The sequence below is a fragment of the Micromonospora sp. NBC_00421 genome (assembly GCF_036017915.1).
Lineage (GTDB): Bacteria > Actinomycetota > Actinomycetes > Mycobacteriales > Micromonosporaceae > Micromonospora.
On record NZ_CP107929.1, the window covers coordinates 4,451,012 to 4,474,477 of the forward strand.

At 67.7% G+C, this 23,466-nt stretch carries 16 protein-coding genes, 1 tRNA gene and 4 pseudogenes; 8 read left to right on the plus strand and 13 right to left on the minus strand.

Annotated features, from left to right (window positions below; all coding sequences use genetic code 11):
• Positions 1 to 189 precede the first annotated feature (189 nt).
• Positions 190 to 1,398, minus strand: a complete 1,209-nt coding sequence (locus tag OHQ87_RS18360; protein ID WP_328339426.1) for a cytochrome P450 — start codon at positions 1,396 to 1,398, stop codon at positions 190 to 192.
• Positions 1,399 to 1,889: 491 nt separating this feature from the next.
• On the opposite strand from OHQ87_RS18360, the gene OHQ87_RS18365 reads away from it, so the two are divergent.
• Positions 1,890 to 3,122 carry a cytochrome P450 gene (locus tag OHQ87_RS18365; RefSeq protein WP_328339428.1) on the plus strand — a complete coding sequence of 411 codons (1,233 nt, stop codon included), beginning with the start codon at positions 1,890 to 1,892 and terminating at the stop codon, positions 3,120 to 3,122.
• The gene (locus tag OHQ87_RS18370; RefSeq protein ID WP_328339430.1) at positions 3,119 to 4,261 is read left to right on the plus strand and encodes a DegT/DnrJ/EryC1/StrS family aminotransferase; all 1,143 of its coding nucleotides are present in this window, start codon (positions 3,119 to 3,121) and stop codon (positions 4,259 to 4,261) included. Before OHQ87_RS18365 ends, OHQ87_RS18370 begins: the two co-directional genes overlap by 4 nt.
• A gap of 45 nt (positions 4,262 to 4,306) precedes the next feature.
• On the opposite strand, the gene abc-f is transcribed toward OHQ87_RS18370, so the two are convergent.
• Entirely contained in the window at positions 4,307 to 5,983 is a 1,677-nt protein-coding gene (gene abc-f, locus OHQ87_RS18375) for a ribosomal protection-like ABC-F family protein (RefSeq protein ID WP_328348906.1), read from the minus strand.
• 382 nt (positions 5,984 to 6,365) lie between these two features.
• Between abc-f and OHQ87_RS18380 the strand changes: the two genes are divergently transcribed.
• Positions 6,366 to 7,478 carry a cellulose binding domain-containing protein gene (locus OHQ87_RS18380; protein ID WP_328339431.1) on the plus strand — a complete coding sequence of 371 codons (1,113 nt, stop codon included), beginning with the start codon at positions 6,366 to 6,368 and terminating at the stop codon, positions 7,476 to 7,478.
• A gap of 180 nt (positions 7,479 to 7,658) precedes the next feature.
• Here the strand turns inward: OHQ87_RS18380 and OHQ87_RS18385 are convergent, their stop codons facing one another.
• The 4 genes and pseudogenes from OHQ87_RS18385 to OHQ87_RS18400 all read right to left on the minus strand — a co-directional run bounded on the left by OHQ87_RS18385 (position 7,659) and on the right by OHQ87_RS18400 (position 10,579).
• Entirely contained in the window at positions 7,659 to 8,099 is a 441-nt protein-coding gene (locus OHQ87_RS18385) for a VOC family protein (protein ID WP_088643425.1), read from the minus strand.
• A gap of 111 nt (positions 8,100 to 8,210) precedes the next feature.
• On the minus strand, positions 8,211 to 8,618 hold the full coding sequence (locus OHQ87_RS18390) for a nitroreductase family deazaflavin-dependent oxidoreductase (protein ID WP_328339437.1): 408 nt from the start codon (positions 8,616 to 8,618) through the stop codon (positions 8,211 to 8,213).
• Between the two features lie 490 nt (positions 8,619 to 9,108).
• A pseudogene (locus OHQ87_RS18395) lies at positions 9,109 to 9,258 on the minus strand (IS5/IS1182 family transposase); the annotation flags it as partial.
• A gap of 319 nt (positions 9,259 to 9,577) precedes the next feature.
• Entirely contained in the window at positions 9,578 to 10,579 is a 1,002-nt protein-coding gene (locus OHQ87_RS18400; RefSeq protein ID WP_328339439.1) for an SAM-dependent methyltransferase, read from the minus strand.
• 158 nt (positions 10,580 to 10,737) lie between these two features.
• Here OHQ87_RS18400 and OHQ87_RS18405 point away from each other — a divergent pair.
• Positions 10,738 to 10,983: pseudogene (locus OHQ87_RS18405) on the plus strand (hypothetical protein); the annotation flags it as partial.
• A gap of 27 nt (positions 10,984 to 11,010) precedes the next feature.
• Positions 11,011 to 11,574 (plus strand): flavoprotein, encoded by a 564-nt coding sequence (locus OHQ87_RS18410; protein ID WP_328348907.1) that lies wholly within the window; start codon positions 11,011 to 11,013, stop codon positions 11,572 to 11,574.
• Between the two features lie 730 nt (positions 11,575 to 12,304).
• Here the strand turns inward: OHQ87_RS18410 and OHQ87_RS18415 are convergent.
• The 3 genes from OHQ87_RS18415 to OHQ87_RS18425 form a co-directional block, all read right to left on the minus strand.
• Complete coding sequence (locus OHQ87_RS18415; RefSeq protein ID WP_328339441.1) at positions 12,305 to 14,206, minus strand: hypothetical protein; 1,902 nt, start codon at positions 14,204 to 14,206, stop codon at positions 12,305 to 12,307.
• 709 nt (positions 14,207 to 14,915) lie between these two features.
• The gene (locus OHQ87_RS18420) at positions 14,916 to 16,766 is read right to left on the minus strand and encodes an exonuclease domain-containing protein (RefSeq protein ID WP_328339443.1); all 1,851 of its coding nucleotides are present in this window, start codon (positions 16,764 to 16,766) and stop codon (positions 14,916 to 14,918) included.
• A gap of 152 nt (positions 16,767 to 16,918) precedes the next feature.
• Positions 16,919 to 18,313 (minus strand): DUF4041 domain-containing protein, encoded by a 1,395-nt coding sequence (locus OHQ87_RS18425; RefSeq protein ID WP_328339445.1) that lies wholly within the window; start codon positions 18,311 to 18,313, stop codon positions 16,919 to 16,921.
• A 388-nt stretch (positions 18,314 to 18,701) separates the two neighbouring features.
• Here OHQ87_RS18425 and OHQ87_RS18430 point away from each other — a divergent pair.
• Positions 18,702 to 19,500, plus strand: a pseudogene (locus OHQ87_RS18430) (IS5 family transposase).
• Here OHQ87_RS18430 and OHQ87_RS18435 read toward each other — a convergent pair.
• Both OHQ87_RS18435 and OHQ87_RS18440 read right to left on the minus strand, forming a co-directional pair.
• Complete coding sequence (locus OHQ87_RS18435) at positions 19,497 to 20,069, minus strand: hypothetical protein (RefSeq protein WP_328339447.1); 573 nt, start codon at positions 20,067 to 20,069, stop codon at positions 19,497 to 19,499. The pseudogene OHQ87_RS18430 and the gene OHQ87_RS18435 sit on opposite strands and share 4 nt — an antisense overlap.
• Before the next feature lie 72 nt (positions 20,070 to 20,141).
• Complete coding sequence (locus OHQ87_RS18440) at positions 20,142 to 20,996, minus strand: TIGR02391 family protein (protein WP_328339449.1); 855 nt, start codon at positions 20,994 to 20,996, stop codon at positions 20,142 to 20,144.
• Positions 20,997 to 21,123: 127 nt separating this feature from the next.
• Here OHQ87_RS18440 and OHQ87_RS18445 point away from each other — a divergent pair, with 127 nt between their 5' ends.
• The gene (locus OHQ87_RS18445) at positions 21,124 to 21,420 is read left to right on the plus strand and encodes a transposase (RefSeq protein WP_442930520.1); all 297 of its coding nucleotides are present in this window, start codon (positions 21,124 to 21,126) and stop codon (positions 21,418 to 21,420) included.
• On the opposite strand, the pseudogene OHQ87_RS18450 reads toward OHQ87_RS18445, so the two are convergent.
• Both OHQ87_RS18450 and OHQ87_RS18455 read right to left on the minus strand, forming a co-directional pair.
• Positions 21,380 to 21,637: pseudogene (locus OHQ87_RS18450) on the minus strand (NUDIX domain-containing protein); the annotation flags it as partial. The gene OHQ87_RS18445 and the pseudogene OHQ87_RS18450 sit on opposite strands and share 41 nt — an antisense overlap.
• Before the next feature lie 281 nt (positions 21,638 to 21,918).
• Positions 21,919 to 21,994: transfer RNA gene (locus OHQ87_RS18455), tRNA-Lys, on the minus strand.
• Positions 21,995 to 22,180: 186 nt separating this feature from the next.
• Between OHQ87_RS18455 and OHQ87_RS18460 the strand changes: the two genes are divergently transcribed.
• On the plus strand, positions 22,181 to 23,458 hold the full coding sequence (locus tag OHQ87_RS18460; protein WP_328339451.1) for a L,D-transpeptidase: 1,278 nt from the start codon (positions 22,181 to 22,183) through the stop codon (positions 23,456 to 23,458).
• Positions 23,459 to 23,466: the final 8 nt, after the last annotated feature.

The following is a 23,466-nucleotide window of genomic DNA, read 5'->3' on the forward strand; positions in this document are numbered from 1 at the left end:
TGCTCGGAAGCACACTCCCGGCCCGACCGGACGGCTACGCTGCGCTGCCTGCGTCTCCGCCCACAACTCGCGTTGTCCCGGCGGGCACGTACGACGACGGGTTTCGGTTCCACCGGGCCGGCGTCAGCTCCGGGCCGGCCGTGCCGGTGCGTTGACCCGATCGTCACCTGATCCGGCGCCCAGGCCGGGTCACCACGTCACCGGCAGGGCCACGAGGCTGCGTACCATCATTCCGCGGTTCCATTCGAGTTCGCTTTCCTCGACGGCCAGGCGGAGACCGGGAAGTCGCCTGACCAAGGCACCGACGGCGGCCTGTATCTCCCATCTGGCCAGTGCCGCCCCGATGCAGTAATGGGGCCCGTGCCCGAACGCGATGTGCGGGTTCGGGTCACGGTCGAGCACGATGTCGGCGGCCTTCGCGAAAGCGTCGTCATCCTGGTTGGCGGAGGCCAGTGAGAAGACGACGGCGTCGCCGGCCCGGATGGTCGTCCCGTTCAGTTCCAGGTCCTCGGTGGCGATACGGGTGGGGCCGACCGAGGCCCAGAGCGGGGCCGCCCGCAGCAGTTCCTCGACTGCCGTGGGGATCAGCTCCGGGCGGGCGTGGAGTTGCGCATACCGGGTGCGGTCGCGCAGCAGGAGGAAGACCTGCGAGGCGATCTGGCTGGCGGTGGTCTCGTGCCCACCGACGAGCAGCCCGCCGGTGAGCATGACGAGTTCCTCCTCGGTGAGCCGGTCACCGTCGTCCCGCGCCTCGACCAGGGCACCGAGAAGGTCGTCGGTGCGGTGCGCGCGACGCTGTGCAAGGAGGCCGCCCAGGTACTCGACGAAATCCTGTACCGCGCGGTCGACCTGGTCGGCCGTGTATCGGGTGGAGGACATCAGGGCGTCGCTGAAGGCACGGAACAGGTGCTGCTCGTCGTACCCGATGCCCATCATGTCGCAGATGATCATCACCGGCAGGGGGAGCGCGAGCTGCTGCACGAGGTCGGCCGGCGGCCCGGTCTCGACCATGTCGTCGAGGATCTGGTCGGCGAGTTGGACGACGCGCGGGGCGATGTCCCGTACGCGCTTCGGCGTGAACGCCGTGGCGACGAGTCTGCGCAGGCGGGCGTGCGCGTCGGGGGGTAGGCCCATCAGCCCGTCGGGTTCCTGGAGACGGGGAGAGGCACGGGGTACGTCCCGCCCGGCGCCGGCGGCGATGCTGAGCCGGGGGTCGGAGAGTCCCTTCCTGACGTCGGCGTGCCGGGTGACCAGCCAGGCATCCCCGCCGTAGGGCATCCGGACACGGGCGACCGGCTCTTTTACGCGCAGTTCGCCATAGGTGGGATCGATATCCAGGTCGGTGCGGTCACTGAAGGGGTAGGACCTGCTGGAACCGGCCGTTACTGGGTGCTCCATGGCAGCTCTCCTCCAGGCAGGGGTGCACTTTTGCATTGATCAAGGTCAGGGTCCAGGAATTGATCTTGACAACGCCACCCTCAAACAGCGCGCCCCTTTCACTGATTCAGCCAACACCGATCGATGACCATTGTCACGAAGCCGCAGAAGACTATGTCAGGTCTCGACCAGAAACCGGTCCGAGCATTGCCAACAATGACCGTGATCGACCAATAAAAGGGGTGGCCCGAGCGTTGTAGATGGCACTATGTCAGGTCCAGTCTTGCGGCCGTCACGACTGGGACCGAAACTTACGACGCCCGAGCGAATCACGGCACGCCCCGCCCGCCACCACAGCCCGGACTCGCCGCCCGGCACGATGCCGAGTCCACGACGACACGTCCCGCACCTCGTGATCTCCACAGCAGTTCCGATTCCGCGTCACCCTCGCGAACCAAGGTTCTCTTTCCCTCCGGCCCGACGGCCGAGCCCACCGAGGAGATGAGCACGCCATGACGCAGACCCCGAACGCTCCGGCGGGACCGATCGACCTGCCCAAGGGCGCTGACGCCCAGGGGCTGTTGGACTGGTTCGCGTACATGCGGAAGAACTGGCCCGTGTCCTGGGACGAGACCCGCCAGGCCTGGCACGTGTTCTCCTACCGGGACTACCAGACCGTCACCACGAACCCGCTGATCTTCTCCTCGGACTTCACCTCGGTCTTTCCCGTACCGTCGGAGCTGGCCCTGCTGATGGGCCCCGGCACCATCGGCGGCATCGACCCACCGCGGCACGCGCCGCTACGCAAGCTGGTGAGCCAGGCCTTCACCCCCCGCCGGATCGCCCAACTGGAGCTGCGGATCGGGCAGATCACCGCCGACGTGCTGGACCGGGTACGCGACCAGGACACGATCGACATCGCCAGCGACCTCGCGTACCCGCTACCGGTGACGGTCATCGCCGAGTTGCTCGGCATTCCGACCGAGGACCACGAGAAGTTCCGCGACTGGGTGGACATCATCCTCAGCAACGAGGGCCTGGAGTACCCCAACCTGCCCGACGACTTCACCGAGACGGTGGGGCCGGCCATCGAGGAGTGGTCCGAGTTCCTGTACGCGCAGATCGCCCAGAAGCGTGCCGCACCGAAGGACGACCTGATCAGCGGCCTCTGTGAGGCGGAGGTCGACGGGCGTAAGCTGACCGACGAGGAAGTCGTCAACATCGTCGCGCTGCTGCTCACCGCCGGGCACATCTCCAGCGCCACGCTGCTCAGCAACCTGTTCCTGGTGCTGGAGGAGCACCCGGAGGCACAGGCGGCGGCACGCGCGGACCGCAGTCTCGTGCCGGCCGTCATCGAGGAGACGCTGCGCTACCGGTCCCCGTTCAACTGCATCTTCCGAATTCTGAACGAGGACACCGACATCTTCGGCCACCCCATGCGCAAGGGCCAGATGGTCATCGCCTGGATCGCCTCCGCGAACCGCGACACCGAGGTGTTCACGGACCCGGACGCCTTCGACATCCGACGCGAGTCCAACAAGCACCTGGCGTTCGGCCACGGCATCCACCACTGCCTGGGCGCGTTCCTGGCACGGCTGGAGGCGAAGGTCTTCCTCAACCAGACACTCGACCAGTTCACCGAGTTCCGGATCGACCATGACGGGGTCGAGTTCTACGACGCCGACCAGCTCACCGCACGACGACTCCCCGTCCAGGTAGTGCGCGACGGACAGCATCCGAGGTGAGGGCAGTCGTTCCCTTCCTGGATCTGAACGCCGGCAACGACGAGGTACGGGCCGACCTGGACGCCGCGTACGCCCGGGTGTCCGCCTCCGGCTGGTACCTGCTCGGGCCGGAACTGGACGCGTTCGAGGCGGAGTTCGCCGCGTACTGCTCGGCGCGCCACTGCGTCGGGGTGGGCAACGGACTGGACGCCCTGGTGCTGGCCCTGCGGGCGCTGGACGTCGGCCCCGGCGACGAGGTGATCGTGCCGGCGCACACGTTCATCGCGACCTGGCTGGCGGTCTCGGCCACCGGGGCCCGGCCGGTGCCGGTGGAGCCCGACGAACGCACCTACGGCATCTGCCCGGACAGATTGGCCGCGGCGTTCACCCCCAGGGTCAAGGCGGTCCTCGTCGTGCACCTGTACGGGCACCCGGTCGACCTGGACCCGGTACGGGCGGTCGCCGACCGGCACGGCGTACCCGTGGTGGAGGACGCGGCGCAGGCGCACGGTGCCGCCTACCGGGGACGGCCCGTCGGTGCCGGCGGCGTCGTCGCCTTCAGCTTCTATCCGGCGAAGAACCTCGGCGCGCTCGGCGACGGTGGGGCCGTCGTCACCGACGACCACCGGGTCGCCGAGCGGGTCCGGCTGCTGCGTAACTACGGCTCGGTCCGGAAGTACGACCACCAGGTGCAGGGCTACAACTCGCGGCTGGACGAGTTCCAGGCCGCGGTGCTGCGGGCCAAGCTGCCCCGCCTCGACGAGTGGACCGAGCGGCGGGCCCGGGTCGCCCGACGTTACACGGAGGCGCTGGCCGGTCTACCGGATCTCGTCCCGCCCTCCGTCGCGCCCTGGGCGACGTCCGCGTGGCACCTGTACGTGGTACGCACCCCGCACCGCGAGGCGCTGCGGGCCCGGCTGGCCGCCGCCGGGGTGGCGACGCTTGTGCACTACCCGGTCCCGGTGCACCGTTCCGGGGCGTACCGGGACACCGAGGACGTGCGTCGGGCCGGGCCGCTGCCGATCAGCGAGCGGCTGGCCGAGGAGGTCCTGAGTCTGCCGATCGGTCCTCACCTGCCCGACGAGGGCGTCGACACGGTGGTGGCTGCCCTGCGCGACATCATGGCCGACCTCCACGGCGCTGGGCACCTTCCCCGGTGAGATCCGCACCGCCCCGGGCGTGACCAGGGGATCCCGGGCGGATCGTCACGCCCGGCCCGCCCCGATGGCCACGCCCTGGCGCAGGTCCAACCGGGCCCCGATGAAGGTGCTCCGCATCCGCCGGTCGTGCGTCACCACGACCAGCGCTCCGGCATAGCCGTCCAGCGCCTGCTCCAACTCCTCCACGAGCAGGGGTGCGAAGTGGTTGGTGGGCTCGTCCAACAGCAGCAGGTCGGCCGGGCGGCTGACCAGCCGGGCCAGGTCGATGCGGCGGCGCTGCCCGACGGAGAGCGCCCCGACCGGCATGCGCAGGTCCTCGGAGCGGAACAGACCGAGGTCGAGCAGCTCGTCCGCGTACTCGTCGGGGTGCCCCGGCCGACCCGACGCGTACGCCTCCAGCAGGGAGCGCCCCGGCTGCCCGACCGTCACGTCCTGGCGCAGGTGACCGACCCGGGCCGGCAGTCGCACCGTCCCGCCGTCGGGGACGAGTTCCCCGGCGAGCACCCGCATCAGCGTGCTCTTGCCCGCGCCGTTGGGGCCGGTGACCAGCAACCGTTCGGCGGGACCGATGATCAGCTCGGGTACGTGCAGGCGGCGGCCCACCCGGACGTCGGTCAACTCGACGCGGCGGGTGTCGACGTCCATGGTGTCCGAGGCGACCGACGCGGTGAAACGCAACGGGTCGGCGGGGCGCGGTACCGGATTCTCCCGCAGGCGGTGCAGTCGCTCGTTGGCGTTGCGGGCCTTCCGTGACGTCGCCGTCGACGAGGAACGGGAGCGGTGGGCGCCGGCCCCGCTGAACGCCGCCGGTCCCTTGCGGGAGATCGACCGGAGCATCGTCCCGGCCCGCTCCGCGAGCTGGGACTGTCGCTCGATCTCGGCCAGCCAGTCCGCGTACGCGCGCTCCCGGCCCGCCCGGAGAGCGGCCTTCGCCCGGAGGTAGCTGCTGTAGCCGTCGCCGTACCGGTGCACGCCCCGGGTGTCGGTGTCGACCTCGATGATGGTGGGGGTGACCGACTCCAGGAACATCCGGTCGTGGGTGACCACGACGACGGTGCCCCGGTGCGACCGCAGGTGGTCCTCCAGCCACTCCACGGCCTCGGTGTCGAGGTCGTTGGTGGGCTCGTCGAGCAGCAGCAGTTCCGGGTCGGCGGCCAGGGTCGCCGCGAGCGCGAGCCGGGACCGTTCCCCGCCGGAGAGCGTGTCGACGTCCCGGTCGCGATCGAGTTCGGCCAGGCCGAGACCGTGCAGGGCGGCGTCCACCCGGGCGTCGGCCTGGTAGCCGCCGCGGGCCTCGAACTCGGTGAGCAACGTGCCGTAGGTGTCCAGCTGTTCGGGCGTGGCGGTGGCCAGGTCCGCCTCGGCAGCGCGCAACCGCGCCTCCAGGTCGCGCAGGTCGGCCAGCGCGTGGTCCACCACGTCCCGTACGGCGCTGCCGCCGGCCGGCAGGCGAAGCCGCTGGGCGAGGTAGCCGATCCCGCCGGGCGCCGAGACGGTCAGCTCGCCGTTGTCCGGAGTCTCCAACCCGGCGACGAGCCGCAGCAGGGTCGACTTCCCCGACCCGTTCTCGCCGATGACACCGACCCTCTCCCCCGGCTTGACGGAGAGCGAGACCCGGTCCAGGACGACCCGTTCGGCGTAATGCTTGGTGACCTCGTGCAGGACGAGCTGCGAATGAGCTGACGGCGGGCTGTTCTGCAAACGGGCCTCCTGTGTCGCCATTGGCACGTCGGAAACGGTCACGGACCGGAACCGCCTGAAGGAGGCTCCTCGCACCAATGTCCGTTTTCCACCCCAGTCAACCATGTGAGCGTCCGCCCCGCCCCCGCACCGGCCCGGAACACCGGTCGCCACCGTCCCACGCCGCACCGTTGGACGTCCCAACCACCGAACGACACCTTGACGTACATCGATTTGTAGCGACATCGTCCATACATGGTGGACGCGAGTCCCGGCTCGTTGTTCCGTCACATGTCGCCGGCCGTCGTGGTCACGGCCACGATCAGACTCCCGTCGGCGGGTTCATCGCCAGCAACACCGCGCCACCGCGCTTCGCGCTCAACGGCGCGTCCTGTGCCACCGCCTGACGAGAGAGGAGCAGCCTGTGTACGGGGGCTCTCTGTTCCGCCGCCTGTGGCCGGCCTTGGTGGCCGCCGCCACCCTGCCGGTCACGGTGCTGGGTGTGGGTCTGGTAACCACACCCGCGGCCGGTGCCGACACCGTGTCGACGCTGGCCAGCACCGTTCCGCCATCGACCCCGCCCGTCACACCGGCGCCACCGGCCCCGCCCACGCTACTCAGGGCCACCCAGGTGACCTCCACGTCGGTCACCCTGAGCTGGACCGCCGCCGTCCCCGGCTGCTGCGACATCACCGGATACACGATCGGTTACTTCCAGGCGTTCTACGACCTGGGGGAAACCGCCCGGGTCGGCAACGTCACCACGGCCACGATCACCCTCAAGCCGGCCACGCAGTATCGCTTCTACGTGCAGGCCAGTGACTCGGGCGGGCACAGTTCACCGTCGTCGAACCCACTCACCATCGTCACCCCGGCGACCGACGCCGGCCCCGACACCGTGCCGCCGAGCGCCCCGGGGACGCTGACCGTCAGCGACGTGACCGCCACGTCCGCCACGCTGAACTGGACGCCTTCGACGGACAACGTCGCAGTGACCGGCTACAACGTCTACCGCTGGGACGGTGTCTTCGTCTCGACGCTGGTGGCCACCGTGCCGGGCACCAGCCACACGCTGTCACTCGCGCCGTCCGTGCCCAACCGCTACTACGTACGGGCCCGGGACGCGGCAGGCAACGTGTCGATCGCGACAAACGACGTCCGGATCGACCCGCCGACCGGCCCGACCACCTCGCCCCCTGGCCCCACCACCTCACCGCCCGGCCCCACCTGCGCGGTGACCTACCAGAAGCAGTCGGAATGGCCCGGCGGATTCGTCGCCAACGTCACGGTCAAGAACACCGCCACGACCGCCGTCACCGGCTGGACCCTGGCCTTCACGTTCCCGGGCGACCAGCGGATCACCACGCTCTGGAGCGCCACCTACACCCAGTCCGGCTCCGCCGTCACGATCCGCAACGCCGGCTGGAACGGCACCATCGCGGCCGGTGCCAGCGTCTCGTTCGGCTTCCAGGCCACGTGGAGCGGCAGCAACGCGACCCCCACCAACTTCTCCCTGAACGACACCCCCTGCCGATGAGGAACGGCCCCCTGCTACCGCTTTCCGGGCGGCAGGGGGTTCTTCCTCACCTCCGGGCCGCTCGTGGGTTCCTCAGGGGCTACCGGGCCCCGCGCCGACGACGCGCGCGCTCGAACTCCGCGACCTCCGACACCCAGGGACCATGCTGTTCGAGTACGGGCGATCCGGGCGCGGGGCGGCTCAGCCGATCCGCTCGGCCAGCGAGACGACGATCCCCTCCGGCCCCCGGACGTAGGCCATCCGCCACGCGCCCTCGTACTCGCCGATGCCACCGACCAGTCCGTAACCCTCGCCTGCGGCCCAGTCGACGACCGCCCGCACGTCGTCGACCTCGAACGACACGTTACGCAATCCCAACTCGTTGGCCATGGCCGCCGGCGAGCCCGGCACGGCATCCGGCCGGACGAATCTCGCAAGCTCCAGACGGGCACCACCGTCGGGCGACCTCAACATGACGATCTCGGTACGGGAGTCGGGAATGCCGCACACCGTCTCCAGGAACTCCCCCTCGACGAACGCCCTCCCCTCGACCTCCAGGCCGAGCGCCACGAAGAAGGCCGTCACGACATCAAGATCCGCCACCGTGATGCCGACGTGGTCGAAGCGTCGCACATGTGCCATGGACCGTGCCCCCGTCGTATCGATCAGGCTTCCGTCCCGCTGACGCTACCCGCCCCGACCGCCGGTGATCTGCGACGCGCGGTCCACGACAGGAGCGGAGCCAGCCTCCACCTACGGAGCGGGTTCCAGCACGACGACGGGGATCTGGCGGGCGGTCTTCCGCTCGTAGTCGGCGAAACCCGGGTACGCGGCCTTCTGCGCGTCCCAGATCCCTTCCCGCTCCTCCCCGGCGGCGACCCTGGCGACCAACTCGACCGTGTCCGTACCGATCTCCGCTCGGACATGCGGATGGACGAGCAGGTTGTGGTACCAGTCGGGATTGGTGGGCGCACCGGCCTTGGAAGCGAACACGGCGTAGCCGCCGTCCACCTCCTGGTACATCATCGGGTTCACCCGGGGCTGACCGCTCCTGGCACCGACGGTGTGCAACAGCAGCAGCGGGGCACCGGCGAACTGGCCACCCACCTGTCCACCGTTCGCGCGGAACTCGGAAATGATCTTGTCGTTCCAGTCACTCATCGACTACTCCTCGCCCCGAACGGCCGCTTTCCGTACCGCCATCCTGCCAGCTCCCGCCAGGACGAGACGACCAGAGCTTCGACAGCGTCAGGAAGCCCGGAGCTACTTTGACGTCCGTCAAGCTCGACCGTCGCTGCCGAGAGTGCATTGCTGGCTCTGCGAAGCGGCACGCGAACGCCTTCCGGTAGCCGTTGCCGGGTGAAGGAACAAAGGCCGGTGCACCCAGATGCCGCGCTCCACCGCACGCGTACCCCTTGGATGACGATCACGCCCTAACCATGGCCCGCTGACCGCACGCCTCGCCAGCCGATATCCGCCATGCCTCGAAACGCCCGCTCCGCGTCGTCACGGTCGGCCGCACAGGGCGCTCGGCTACTGTGCCACGCGTGCCCGTGGCCGTGGACCTGGCGAGTCCGGCTCCGCGCCGGGAAGCACTCCGGATGGTGGACGTCGGTGACCCCGTCCCCACCACAGGATGCTGCGGGAGATTCTGGGTGCAGGTGTCGCCGTTGCGCGGATGGGCCAGGAGGAGTAGGGCCTGTCGGCCTGGGTTCAGTCGCCGCCAGCGGGATCGGCGCTGCAGGCGGTGGGCGCGGCTGCGGTCGGCGAGGTGGTTCAGGGTCCGGTTGGACAACGGGATCGTGGCGGGTAGGACAGCATGGCGACACTCCCGGTCGGGGGCATCGGGCTTTGGTCGATCTGCTGTCCTACCTGGAGCCTCGCGCCCGTCGATCACCTGGTCCGCCACACCCGCCGAGCTGCAAGATCAGCTTGAAAGGCTCATTGGATGGAAGACCGTCCGCTGATGCGGTACGCCGCCATTCGTCTGGCTCGACGACGAGATCGCCGACACCGATTGCCGGTGGGGCGCCACGCACCACCGGCTTCCCGCGTTGCTGCGCCGTGTCGTTCCGCAGCACGGGTCGACGGGCGCTGATCTCGACACCGTTCATCAGCAGCTACGTAGTGATCCTGCCGAGCGCGCCGTAGCCGAGCTGCCGCGACGGCGTCTGGGCATCCACGTCCAGACCCGGGTCCGGACGCCAGTCCGCCATCAGGGTCACCCCCGGATCAATCAGTTCCATACCTTCGAACCAGGACGCGAACGTCGCCTTGTCCCGCACGTGCAGGGCCGCACCGACCCCGGCTTGGTAGGCGGCGACCATTCGGTCTACCTGCGCTCTTGTTTCCGCGTCCACCGTGTCGGCGGTGAGGTGGGAGATCGCGAGGTAACTGCCAGGCGCCAGGGCGTCCCGGTACGCCGCGATGAGCCCCTTCGGATCATCCTCGTCGGAGATGAACACGAGCAGCCCACCCATGATGATCCCCACCGGCTGAGACAGATCGATCAACTCACGGATTGCTGGGTGCGCCCATACCTGCTCAGGGTGCCTCCCATCGGCTTCCGCCATGGCGGCGAGCGGCTCCTTCGCGAGGATTTCCTCGCCGTGGATGACGGTCGATGGGTCGTTGTCCACGTAAATCACCCGCGCGCGGGGGTTGAGGGCGTGCGCCACCTCGTGCGTGTTGTTGGCAGTCGGCAGACCCGCCGCGATGTCGATGAACTGCTCCACCCCCTGCGCCACCAGATACCGCACGGATCGGCGCAGCCAGTCCCGGTTACCGCGAGCCAGCAGGTCGACGCTGGGTAGCGTCAGCTTGATGCGCTCCGCTTTCTGCCGGTCGATGGCGAAGTTGTAGAGGCCTCCCAGATAGTAATCGTAAATCCGTGCGATATTGGCGTTTTCCAGGTCAGCTACCGCCCTATCCGGGCGGTTGGCGATTGCCGTCATTCGAGCCCTTTCGGAGGTTTCTACGGCGCGGAACCGGCTCGCCGTTCCGCCACATGATAATCCGACAACCATGGACATCGGAATGCTGCGTCCACCATGGATTCGACCGTGCGGACGTTGTGACGGCAGTCGCCGCTGGTGGTCGTTGCTGAACTTCGTGGTTGTCATGAGCCGATGGGCTCCATCCAGGGCCCTGACGCGCGGCGCACCCGGGAACCCAAGGTGCCGGGTCCTCCAAGCCGGGGCCTGGATTGGAGACGGCGTTGACAGGTCGGCTCCCCTCGGATCATGGCAGGATACGGCGGCATGACGAGGCTCCCGGCCGAGAGCAGAGCACCCGCGCCGCCGCGACGAGTCAGGACCCGGTCGCCGTCGCCGCGAGCGCACGGATCATGACCCACGCCCTGATGAGCAACAACCACGACGACCAGGCCGTGACCCTCGCCGCATCCGCAGCCGGCGTGCTCGACCGGGACACCCGCCTCGCGTCGACCGACGCGGTCGCCGTGTACGGCGCCCTCGTCCTACGCGGTGCCGTCGCCGCAGCCCGCCGCGACGACCGGGACACCGCATTTCACCCAGACAGCCGGGATCCCCCGGTGACCGCAGGGCACCTCCAGATCGTCGTCTGCGCCGCCGGCCCCGCACCCGACGTCACCACCCTGATCAACACCGCACACCAACGGTCCTGGACCACGACGGTCACCGCCACACCCCACGCGATGGACTTCATCGACATCCCAGCCATCGAAAAACTGACCGGCACACCCGTGCGATCCGACTACCGGGCATCCCCGGGCGTCCGCCGCCCGCTACCCACCACCGACGCACTGGTCATCGCACCCGCGACCTACAACTCGATCAACAAGATCGCCCTCGGCCTCGCCGACAACTACGCCATGACCACCATCGCCGAACTCATCGGACGACACATACCCACAGTCATCGTCCCCTTCGTCAACACCGCCCTCGCCACCCGACACCCCTACCGCCGCGCCGTCACCAGCCTCCGCGACGAAGGCGTACACATCCTCCTCGGACCCGAACACAACTGGGAACTACACCCACCCGGCACCGGCAACGACCGCCGGCTCACCTTCCCCTGGACCACGGCGTTCCACGCAGCCGCCGCACTCGCTGAGGAGAAACAGCCGCGGAATTAAGCAGCCCGGGGTCAAACCCGATCACATCCGTCGACCGACGGCCCGGTGCCCATACCACCCGGGCATGCAGCAAGATCATCAGACGACGGCCGGAAGAACGCATAGGCGAGGCTGGGCGGCTCCGACGTCCACCCACATGCCGTTCGTCCACCGGAAGCCGTAGCGGTCCAACGGCTCCCGAGCACCCACCGAGACACCGAACCACCAACAGCAACGCCAAAAGGCTCCGACCCAGGGTGAAACCCCAGGTCAGAACCTTTTTGATGGTGCGCCGCCAGGGACTCGAACCCCGAACCCGCGGATTAAGAGGTTGATCTTGGTCGAGTCATTCGGTCCGACAGAGGGACGTGAGTCCATCTGCTCGCGGTCAGGCCCCAGTTTCAGCGGACGGCTTCCCGGATCAGTCCATCGCGCGCCCGCCTCGTCTATCCCGCCGGAGCACCGACGGAGCACCCCACGAGACGCCACGCGGATGATGACCCGCCGCCGACCATCGGGGCACGGTCAGCCCCTGGCCAGCTGGCGCTGGCCCCCTCTCCGTGGACAGCGCCCACTCTCGGTCACCGATCGGTGGGCTACACGCAACTGAACGTCCCGCAACGACAGTCGGTCGAGCCATGTCTCACCGCCTGGGCGACACCTAGAGTGTTGCGGCGCTGACCCTCGGCGTCGATCTCGCAGCGGCGGACGTGCGCACGGCGATGGCCACCATCGCATGGCTGTCGGACCGCTACTGCGTTGACGCCGAGGCGAATTGTCGCCACCGCATCACAGTCTCTGCGTTCCAGCTAAGCCGATCTGCGATATATGAGGCATGCAGATCCTCGACAGTCTGGTCGAGGATCGCCCGATCGAGGTGCGCGCCGAGATTGGTCATCAGCTCGATCTCGCGATCGGGTGTCAAGGCAAAGTTGTCGATATCGGTGAATATTTCCAGGACATCGCGCCAGAATATGGCAGGGTCGATGCCGGAGGCACGCCAGTCGAGGTGGCTGAAACGCAGAACTATCTCAGAGATCGCCTCGCCAACATCGCCATAGGAGTCGTTGCAGGCGCGAGGGAGCAGTGAGGCGATGGTAAGCCCGGCTCGCCGAACTGCCAGGAGTCGACGCGGGTCATCACTGTTTCCGGCATCGAGCATTGCCAACTCTTGCAATATCGGGTCAATGTCGCGATATTCCCACGCTGAGTCTTCCACGTCGAACGGCGCGGCTGCGACCAGTTGTTGGTAATAGGGTTGGGGCGAGACCGGGTAGCGGTTCCAGGCGCCGAAGCGTGCGCGGTGTAGGAATCGTTCACTCGGCAGGTCGCGCATGGCGGGCGATAGATGCTTGTCGTTGACACCGGTGTGCTCGACGACCTTGGCACGAGCCTTGGCCAACGTTTTGCGGTGGCGAACCAGATCACCGACGAGTTCGGCGGCACTCAACCCGGAAGCGTCGAGGCGCCGTCGAAGGTCGAGAATCTGACACCACAATGCCTCTCCGAAAGCTCTGTCGGAAATCCTATGGGTTACCGCAGCATCCAGACGATCCCAGTCACCGCCGTGATCGGCGACGCAGAGAACACAAAGCCACAGATCCCAGCAGATCCAGTCCGTACCCCCGACCGTGTCCCACACCTCCGGCCCGTACGCGGTGAAACCGCACGGTTGGGCCTGCGTGGGTCGCTTTCCCGGCATCGCCAAGGGCTTACCGGCGGCAACGAAGCTGACGAGGGCAAGGCTGTCGGCATCAGCTGGCGATGAGCGGTACACCTTGTATCCGTTCTGTTTGACGACCTCCCAGCCTGCTCGTGCCGGTTCGGTGGACTCGATGTAGTCGAGGCGCCAGCCGTCGGGCAGGCCTACGCAGAAAGGACTCGCCAACTCGGCCAGGTTCCGATCCGGGCAGGTTGGACCGTTCGGCGTCACCTTCCAACCTGGCCTCTCGACAGTGCCCGCCGATTCACCGCCCGCGCGGGCGGGCATGCTCGTCGCCACGATCACACAGTCTCGCCGGTGCTCCACGGTCGCGTTAGCCAGCACGACCGGCCTGTGCGCCTCGCTCGCCGGGACGGTCAGCGCACGGTACTCGGCGCGGGCGGTGTCCGGGTCGGCACCACTCAGCAACAGGCTGGCAAGGTCAGCGACGGGCCAGGTCATCAAGGTGCCCGACGACGCGAGATAGATCCCGAGCCTGCGGATGCGGTAGACATCGGCGATGTCGAGCCAGGCGTACGCGACGAGGCGGCGGAGCCGGTCGGCCATATCGGACCGGCCGCCGAGGCTTACCGAGACCAAGGTGTCGCCGATGACCAAGTCACCCTCCGCGCAATCGGCAACGAACACGGGATCGGCCACGCCAAGCGACGACGACGCCTCGGCCAGTAGGTCGCCCAGGGCACTGGGCAGCTTCGCGACGAGACCTGCCAGCTCATGTACCTCGTCGTCGGGGACGCTTCGGTGGATACCCTCAACGGTCAGGATGTTGCGGTAGATACTCCCATCAATTGCACCCTGCCCGGGTACGAGCCCCGCCTCGAACCGAGCGAGCAGCAGGCACAGCCGTGACAGTCCCGCCTCGACGCCGGCGCGCCCGATGACACCCACAGTCGAGTGCTCGGTGAAGTAGCGACGGATCCGCTCCAACAACTCAGACAGGACATCGTCGAGCGGTCGATGGGAGGACGCGCTGCCGATAGAAGCGAGGGGATCTGGTACCGGTCGTCGCGGAGCTATGTCGACCCACTTTCCCGCAACAGGACGCAAGTCGACAGCCTTGCCTCGGAACGGCAACGTCAGACCGCCATGCGACTCGTAGCGCCGCGCCATCCGGTCAGCCCAGCTATCCGGGACAACCGGCTGGAGGCCACGCAATGCCCGGTACGGTGGCGCGTCCTGCACGACGGCGCACATTCTCAGCGCCAGAGCCCGCCGCATGTGCGTCGAATAAGCTTGATTGGGGCCCATCGGTAGTCGTTCGGCCAATACTGTAGCTCCGCATATGGCTCGCGCATACCAATCCTCGAGCACGCTCTCGATTCTCGAAACCGATGTAACGGCCATCCGCATCCTCCAAAACAGCAGCATCACCGAACCGGCGACAGGCGGAGTCTCTACTGATCGACTCCTCCAGGATGACAGCGCGGCACGGGAGCCTCAACCGGTGGAGAACTCGTCGCCGACGCGGCAGGCGCGGGCACTTCCCGACCGATCAGGCCGCGATGAAGGTCCTCCACCTCGTCGTCTACAACCTCGATCACACCACAGGCCCATACACGGAAATCGACGCACTCCCACGGGAGTCCGGCTGCCTACGCGCCGCCGGCGGCGAGGACCGAAGACTCTTGCCGGCCCGGGTTCAAGCGTCGCCATCAAGATGATTGCTGGGTGCAGTGGCGGTGGCCTGGTGCCGCCTGCGAAGGCGATCGAGGAGTCTGGCAGGCGTGGCCCCGGGAGCATGTTTCTGTCGGGCGAATCGTTCGAGCACGGCAACTTCGGCGGCGGAGTCGCCCAGCCGGGCGAAGATGATGGCGGCCCTTTCGTAGTACCAGGGAGCCACCCCGTATCCGTTGGTACGTGAGTCGTTCTCCACCGCGTCGATGCATCGAACGGTCAGAAGCAGTGCCGTGTGGACGTCGATCTTCTGCGTCGACATGATCTGGTCCGTGAGGGTGTGTGGCTGATGGCCGTCGACCAGGCCATCCGTCGTGGGTGTACACCACAGCGGCAGGCCGGTGCTGTCCGACCACGTACGGCCGTCCCCGGCGCTGACCTTCTCGGTCCAGTGTTGGCCGTCCCAAAAGCGGTAGGTCCACCGCCCCGACGGGTCCAGGTACCAGCCAGCGATGACCTGCGGCACTCGTTCAGTGGGCACGGGCGCCACGGCGACCGGCATCGGCTCGGAACGGGGCCCGGTCAATTCTACGTCGCCGACGGCTGTGCTGGCGGGTTGCTGCGATACCGGGGAAGACGTGGCGACGGTCCCCAGCATGTCGTCGAGGGCCAGTTCGGAGCGGATCGGTATGGAGAGTTCGCGTGCTCGCGCGACTTTCGTGGTGTCCTGGTCAGCGGTGGCGACAACGGCGGTGACGACGTTGCGGGTCAGGTTCAACGCTATGACGAAGCCGGCCTGGGTGAGGCGGTCACGGACGTCGGCGGACACGGATGGGCTGCACCAGACGCGTTGCCCCTTCTGCTTGGCGGCCGGGATACGGCACGTGGTCTCTACTCCTGGCGCGAAGAGATCCGCGAAGTAGTCCGGATCCCCGAGCAGTCGTGCGGCGGTAACGAGCTGTCGGTACTCGGTGCTGGTCAGGATGTCATCGGCGAGTGCGGCGTCCCGCAGTCCGTCGAGGTAGCGGTGGTGCAGGGCCCGTACCTGCTGGGCGCCCATGCCGGCCTGTCCGGCCAGTCGCGCCAGCACCTTGGCTTCGGCACCGGTCAGTTTGCCGTCGCTGAGCGCGCTCCCGACGGCAGCGAGGTACGCCTCGGTAGCGGCGGGCTCGGCGTCGCCGGTGGAGTAGGGCAGTTTCCCCAGCAGCGAATGGATCCAGCCGTCCGCGCCCTTGCGTAGGCCGGTGACCCGGGTACGGGGTTGGGCGAGGCGCGGATACCGCGGCAGCGGGACAGGGGCGGAGGGGAACCGCAGGGCGGGCGCGTTCGCCAGGAGCCTGGTGAGGAGCTGAGCGGTGGCCCGGGTGTCACCGAGAGCGGTGTGGGCGTCGTGCAACTCGATACCGCACACGGTGCAGCAGGACACGAGCTGGAAGTTCGGCGCGGCCAGGACCTGTCGGGCCAGCCGCTGGGTGCACACCGCCGGCAGGGGGGCGGTGCTGATGCCGACCCGGGCGAACTCCTGCGCGATGAATCCCTCCTCGAAGCGGGCGTTGTGCGCCACCGCCACGGCACCGTCGAGCCTCGACAGGATCTCACCCGCCGCGTCGGCGAACGTGGGCGCTCCGGACAGCATGTCCGCAGTGATGTGATGGATGAAGGTTGGCCCGGGGTCGCGGCCGGGGTCGACGAGCGTGGCCCACTCGTCGACCACCCGGCCCCCTTCGACGCGAACCAGGGCGATCTCCACGATCCGGTCGGACGTCGGCGACAGCCCTGTCGTCTCCACGTCCACTGCGACGAACGGCACCTCACCCAGGTCGACACCTGCGTTTCCGCCCGCTGACCCGTAGGCGAACAGTCCGACCGACGACATACGAATCTCTCCATCCCGACTATCCCGGTTGATCTTGACCGAAGCGGCTGGCCGGCGACCGTTGCTGCTGACAGTTGTCAGAACGGCTGCGGGCGCGACTGATCCGTTGGACCCGCCGGCTCAGCAGGTGCCCGCCGCCCCACCTCTGCATTTCATGTGGTCTTTACCGGCTTCTCCTGGGCCTGGGTGAGGCTCTGCCGGTACTCCAGGGCTTCCGGGACCTGCTCGTACTGCAGCAGGCTGCCAGTCAACGCCAGCAGGTGTTCCTTGGCCTCCTCCGGCGTGGCGTAGAAGAACTCGCGACGGTGGTTGACCAGGTTGACCCGCCGGTCAGCCAGCCGTGCGTGCATCTGCGCCTCGATACCGACAGCGTCGTCGGAGAAGAACAGGGCGTGCACATCGAAGTTGAAGGGCACCGAGGCGTCACTGAGTTCGCGCACCCGGTCCAGCGGGTCTAGGCGACGGGTCATGCCGACCTTGACCATCTTCTCGCCGAACGCGCCGAGGTTGGAGATCACGTACACGTAGCCCGCCCGGACGTTGGCGGCCCGATGGTCCACGTCCTGGATCGCGGTGTCGATCTGGGCCAACCGGTCCTGCATCTGGGCGGCCCCATCGGCATCACCCTTGGCCTGCAAAGCGGCCAGGGCGTTGGCGTAGTGCTGGCGTTCCTTGTCGAGCCGGGCGCGTTCGCGTTCGATCTCCTGCTGCGCGCGTCGCTCCTCGCGCAGCCGGGCCTTCTCCTCCCGGTCCCGCTCCTTCTCCTCGGCCAACTTCTCCTGGTAGTCGGCGGTGAGTTCCAACTCCTTGACCCGCAGGCGGTGGTACTCCCCGGCAATCCGGATCTGCATCGTCTTACCGAGCTTGGCAATGGTGACCGTCACCTTCCCCAGCCGGTCCACAGCCGAGTCGAGCTTGTACGGCTTCAACCCGCGAACCAGATTGTCCGCCTCGGCGTTGTAGGCACGGAGCATCAGCTTGGAGAAATCCCGGACCATGACCCGCCCCTCGGCGGCCGAGCCGTTGACCGTCCATCCGGTGGCGGCCTTGACCGCGCCCCCGTCCTTCTTGGTCATCGCCTTGATCTGGTCCTGAAGCCGGCTGAGCTGACTCTGATAGGCGACCGCGTCCGACAGGGGATGCCGATACCGATAGACACCGGCTTCCTGCAGCAGTGCCGTCTCCTCAGTAACCACAATCTGCTGCCGGAGCTCGCGCAGATGCCGATCGAGCTCGACCTTCCGCGCCCCGCCCTTGGCTGTCAGGTCGGCAACCTCACGGGTCAGCCGGTCCCGGTGCTGCTCCAACTCCATCGCTGACAGCACACCGAGCCGTGACATCTCCGCCCTCAAGCCCGTCAGCTCGACGCGCAACTGGTCCAGCTCGCTGCGGAGCTGCGCATTCTCCACGGCCAGTTCACGCGCCTTGCCCCGAGCACCGAACAGAGGAATATCCGGACTCCCGTTACGCTGCGGCGGGACGACGGCAGGAGCACCAGCATCCTGCGCGGCGGCCGTAAAGGATGCCGCCTGTGCCGGAGCCGGCAAGTCCGGAATCCACAGCTGCCACCCCGACGGCGGAGGGCCCCAGGCAGGATCCGGAGTCCAACCCGTAGGCGGCATCCACCCAGCAGGCGGCGTCGGCCAGTTCGGCGGCGCGTTGAAGCGATATCCCATTGCTCTCCCCAGGCATCATGACTGCCCGACGAAAGTAGCGCCGTAGCCGCTGACCGGACATCGACGACTCAGATCAGCAGAGCAACCATCCAGCCAACCACGGATACCCGAGCGAGGACTTCAGTCTGGTTGCCGACAGAAATTGGCAGTTCACCTCCGGCCGTTCCTAACTACTCCTAACTCAATGAGGTTGGGCGTTACCAGGCGGACGTGAGGATCGTTCTGTCTGAACGTGAGGAGGGGTGCGCAGCCGCCGTGGATCGTCTCGGACGAGTTGCGGGCCGAGGTCGAACCGCTGCTGCCACCCCGCCCGCCTCGCCGGTACCGCTACCCCGGGCGGAAGCCCTTGGACCATCGCCAGGTGCTCTGCGGGATCCTGTTCGTGCTCTACACCGCGATTCCATGGGAGTACCCGCCCCAGGAACTCGGCTTCGGCTCAGGGATGACCTGCTGGCGCAGGTTGCGAGACTGGAACGACGCCGGCGTGTGGCAGCAATTGCACGAGATCCTGCTCGGCAAGCTCGGGGCCACCGGGCAACTGGACATGTCCCGGGCGGTGATCGACGGCTCCCACGTCCGGGCGCTCAAGGGCGGCCCAAAACCGGTCCGAGCCCGGTCGACCGCCGCAAACCAGGCTCGAAACACCACGTCATCACCGACGCGGGCGGCATCCCCCTCGCCACGGCGCTGACCGGCGGCAACCGCCACGACGTCACCCAGCTCTGCCCCTGGTCGACAAGATCCCACCGGTCAGAGGCACCCGAGGCCGACCACGACAGCGGCCGGCGCGGCTCTACGCCGACCGCGGCTACGACTACGACTGCTACCGCCGCCAACTCCGCGCCAAGGGCATTACACCGGTCATCGGCCGACGCGGCACGGGACACGGCTCCGGACTCGGCACCCGACGCTGGGTCGTCGAGCAGACCATCGCTCTACTGCACTGGTTCCGCCGCCTCCGCATCCGCTGGGAGATCCGCGACGACATTCACGGAGCCTTCCTCACCCTCGCCTGCGCCATCATCTGCTGGCGCCGACTCCAACGCTCAAAGAGTTAGGAGCAGTTACTCGGCTTCCGTTTGGCGAGAATTTCGATCCGGTCGTGGGTCTTGATCCGCCGACGGTTCCCGCCGGGACTGCGCGTACTGGCCGTCTGTGGAACGCCCTGTGCGGTCAGTAGTTCCTCGACGACGACCCGGAGCCTGTTCGCGGCATCAGACGGATCGACCCACACGATCTCCGCAGCGGCGCGGCAGGCCGTCGTCACAGGGTCGGGTGTACCGAGCGGGCGATTAACCAGGGTCAGCGCCGGCCGCGCGTAGGTCAACCGCACCACGTCAAGGTATGGGCCCGTCCCGTCCGGAGGCATCGCGACGCGCCAGGCACCGGTGACGGCAACCCTCTCTTGGCAGGTGTCGCGTGGGCACTTCAAGATCCCGGTGAAAACGCTGGTGATCCAGTCAGGGTCGAAGTCATCAGCTCCCTGGCGCTGTGCCTCGGTCGTCGCTGCGTCTCCGCCGGTCACCCACTGCTTCGGTGCGGTCAGATGCCCGATCCGGCACGTCGGGCAGATCAGATCCGGCAGGTCGACGAACTCATCGGCCAGGGCCAGCAGCGGGTGAGGCATGCCGGGTACCGTACCGACCCCCACCGAACATCCGCGTACCGATTTGCACGGTCCTTTAGGGCAGACGCTGGCCTATTCGCCGCTTTCTTGAGGTGCGGCCTCGATCAAGTCGCATTCGTCGACCCATCGAGCCAGCAGACTCAGCGCGGCGAGCCGCTCTACTGCGGCTTGTTCCCCGAGCTGCCCCACACCGTGGGAGACGGTATTGCGGATGGTCATCTGTACGCCCGGCGCGAAGAACCGCAGGCCGCTGTTCATGGTGCCGACGTCACGGCTCTCCGGATCTCCTGGCCAGCGCAGTCGGGGCTTGCCGGGCTCGGGTTCCTTGTTTGAGAACGCCTCCTGCCACAGCGCGGCCTCGGCGATGTCGTTGCGCCGGGTCCGGGTCTTAACCATCAGGACAACCGCCTCTGCCGCTGCCGCCACGGCCTCCCGAAAATGGCCGTCCCGCCACAGCCGTGAGGCAGAACCCCACACCAGTGGGTGCATCGCCTCGGCACCGACGGCCGGAGGACGCTCCGCCTCCGCCTGCAGGACCAAGCCCTCCAGCCGCCCGAGGGCCTGATCGCAGGCGTCCAAGACGTCAACCGCTTCCAGAAGCGGCTTGGGGCGCGTGATCGTCTGCCAAGCGGAGATCGGATCGACCGCGCCGAAGCCCTGCACCATGACAGCCACGTGCGTCAGCGGCACAGCAGCGGCGGCAAGCCCTGCGGCCCGGGAAACACGGGAATGGCGCCGAGCGATCTCTTGCGGGTCCGCACCGTCACGTCGCAGTACAGCCGGGGCAACGCCCCGCGCTACACCACCGAGCCCACCAGGCTCGCCATTGCTCACGTGGAGTTCCAGAAACGCCACCAGCGCTTCGCGGAAGTCGGTAACCGCCGCCACCAGGGCCTTCAGGTACTCCGGGTTCTTGCGCGCCTCCATGCGTAGATCGTTTCATCGCTCGACCTTCCACGTGCCGGTGGGTGCTGGGGGCCGGCGATGAGATCCAGCCAGTATGCCGAGGGCAACCCACGACCACCTTGAGCACCGTTGCGGTCACGAGCGTTGTATGACGCCCCTCGCATGCGGGCTGCTGGACATCGACCGGTTGCGTACCGCTGTCGCCGGGGTGCCGCTGCCGCAGGCGGCTGACGGGCGTCTCGTGCTGGCGGTCGACATCACCCTGCTGGCTGCGGCCGGACACACACATACCTCGCCGCAGCGGATCCTGTGCCACACCTATGGGCGCGGGAAGGACCAGATGGTCATGGCCCCGGGCTGGCCGTACGCGATGGTCGTGGCCTTGGAGTCGGGCCGCAGTTCAAGAAGTGCTGGACGAAAACGCCCTCACCAGCGGAGGCGGTGAACAGGAACACGTGGGTGAACGGGTCCGCCTCGGCACCGAGTTCCTCGTGCAACTCGCGGCGAAGCGCCGCCTCCAGGGAGACATCCGTCGACTCCAGACCGCCACCTGGCGTCGTCCAGTACGTCACCTGGCCGAGCTTGATTCGCTTGATCAACACGAGACGGTCGTCCTCATCCAGCAGAACAGCCCGCACCGACCTACGTACGATCTGACGCACGACTTGCCCCTGTCGGCACCCAAGATCACTAATAGTCACGAAAAGTACCCGGTTGCGGTTTTAGCCGCACAACGAGGTACCTGGCAAGCCGGACCCGCCGACGCAGACATGACCGACGCCACCCGCCAGGCAGTTGATCCATCTCTCCACTGACGCCACCCGTCTAGCGGAAGCCGGAACGGTCCAACGGCTCCCGAGCACCCACCGAGACACCGAACCACCGGCAGAAACGCCAAAAGGCTCCGAACCAGGGTGAAACCCCAGGTCAGAGCCTTCTTTGGTGGTGCGCCGCCAGGGACTCGAACCCCGAACCCGCGGATTAAGAGTCCGCTGCTCTGCCAGTTGAGCTAGCGGCGCTCGTTGGCAACGGAGAGAACCTTAGCACGGGCCATGAGCGGGGTTCCAATCCGCTACCCGGCTCCCCTCTTCGGTCGAGCTTAACGGGCAAAAGCTACCAACTCTCCCACTGAACGCCGCGCGGGATCGAGCCGGTGGCCGGGATGGGGCACGATGTCCGCCAGGTACGCGAGAACAGAGGTGGGGATGGGCAGGTTAACGCGGGGCGGGGCGATGGCGGGCGCTCTAGTCCTGGCGGCGTCGCTGGCACTGGCCGGGTGCGGCGGCGACCCGAATAAGAAGGAAGCCGAGTTCGTCGGCGGCACCGAGACCTCGTCGAGCGCCGAGGCGGTGACCCCGACGCAGTCCGACGGGACGACGTCATCGACGCCGACGGCCGCCGACCTGGCGGTCAGCCCGGCCGACGGCGCGAAGAGCAGGCCGGTCAGCACCGAGATCAGCGCCAGCCTTCCGGGCGGCGGGAAGGTCTCCTCGGTCACCCTCACCACGGGTGACGGCAAGCAGGTCGACGGCAGGATGCGGCTGGACGGCAGTTCCTGGGTGCCGTCGTCGGCCCTGAAGTACAGCACCAAGTACAAGGCCACGGTGACCGGCACCGGCGCGGACGGCCAGCCCCGGCAGGGGGTGAGCACGTTCACCACGATGGCCAAGCCGAGCTCGATGATCGGCTCCGGCCTGTATCTCTTCGACGACCGGACGTACGGCGTGGCCATGCCGGTGGTGGCCGAGTTCAGTCCGGGCATCCCGAAGAAGGACCGGGCGGCCGTCCAGAAGCGGATGTTCGTCAAGACGGACCCGCCGCAGCCGGGGGCCTGGCACTGGGTCTCCAGTGGCACCCAGGCGTACTACCGGGCGCCGGAGTACTGGCAGCCGGGGACGACGTTGAGCGTCCGGATCGCGCTGGCCGGGATTCCGTTGAGCAACGGCCGGTACGGCAACGTCGACCGGTCGGCGACCGCCAAGATCGGGCGGTCCTTCGAGATGAAGGTGGACAACGCCACCAAGCAGATGCAGGTCTTCCAGGGCGGCCAGTTGGTCAAGACGCTGCCGGTCAGCCTGGGGAAGAAGAGCACTCCCTCGTCCAGCGGCACGATGGTGGTGATGGAGAAGAAGGAGAAGACCGTCTTCGACACCATGGACGAGCCGGACCCGGCGAACCAGTACCGCACCGAGATCGATTTCGCCCAGCGGCTGACCTGGGGTGGCGAGTACATCCACGCGGCTCCGTGGTCGGAGGGGGTGCAGGGCCGGCGGAACGTCTCGCACGGCTGCGTCAACGTCTCGATGGCGATGGGCCGGTGGCTCTTCGCGCAGACGAAGGTCGGTGACCCGATCACGGTCACGGGCACCCCCCGCAAGCTCGAAGCGGGCAATGGCTGGACGGCGTGGAGCCTGACCTGGGCGGAGTTCGTCAAGGGCAGCGCGTCGCCGGTTCCGCAGGGCGGCTCGGGCCCACTGGTCTGACCGTCGGT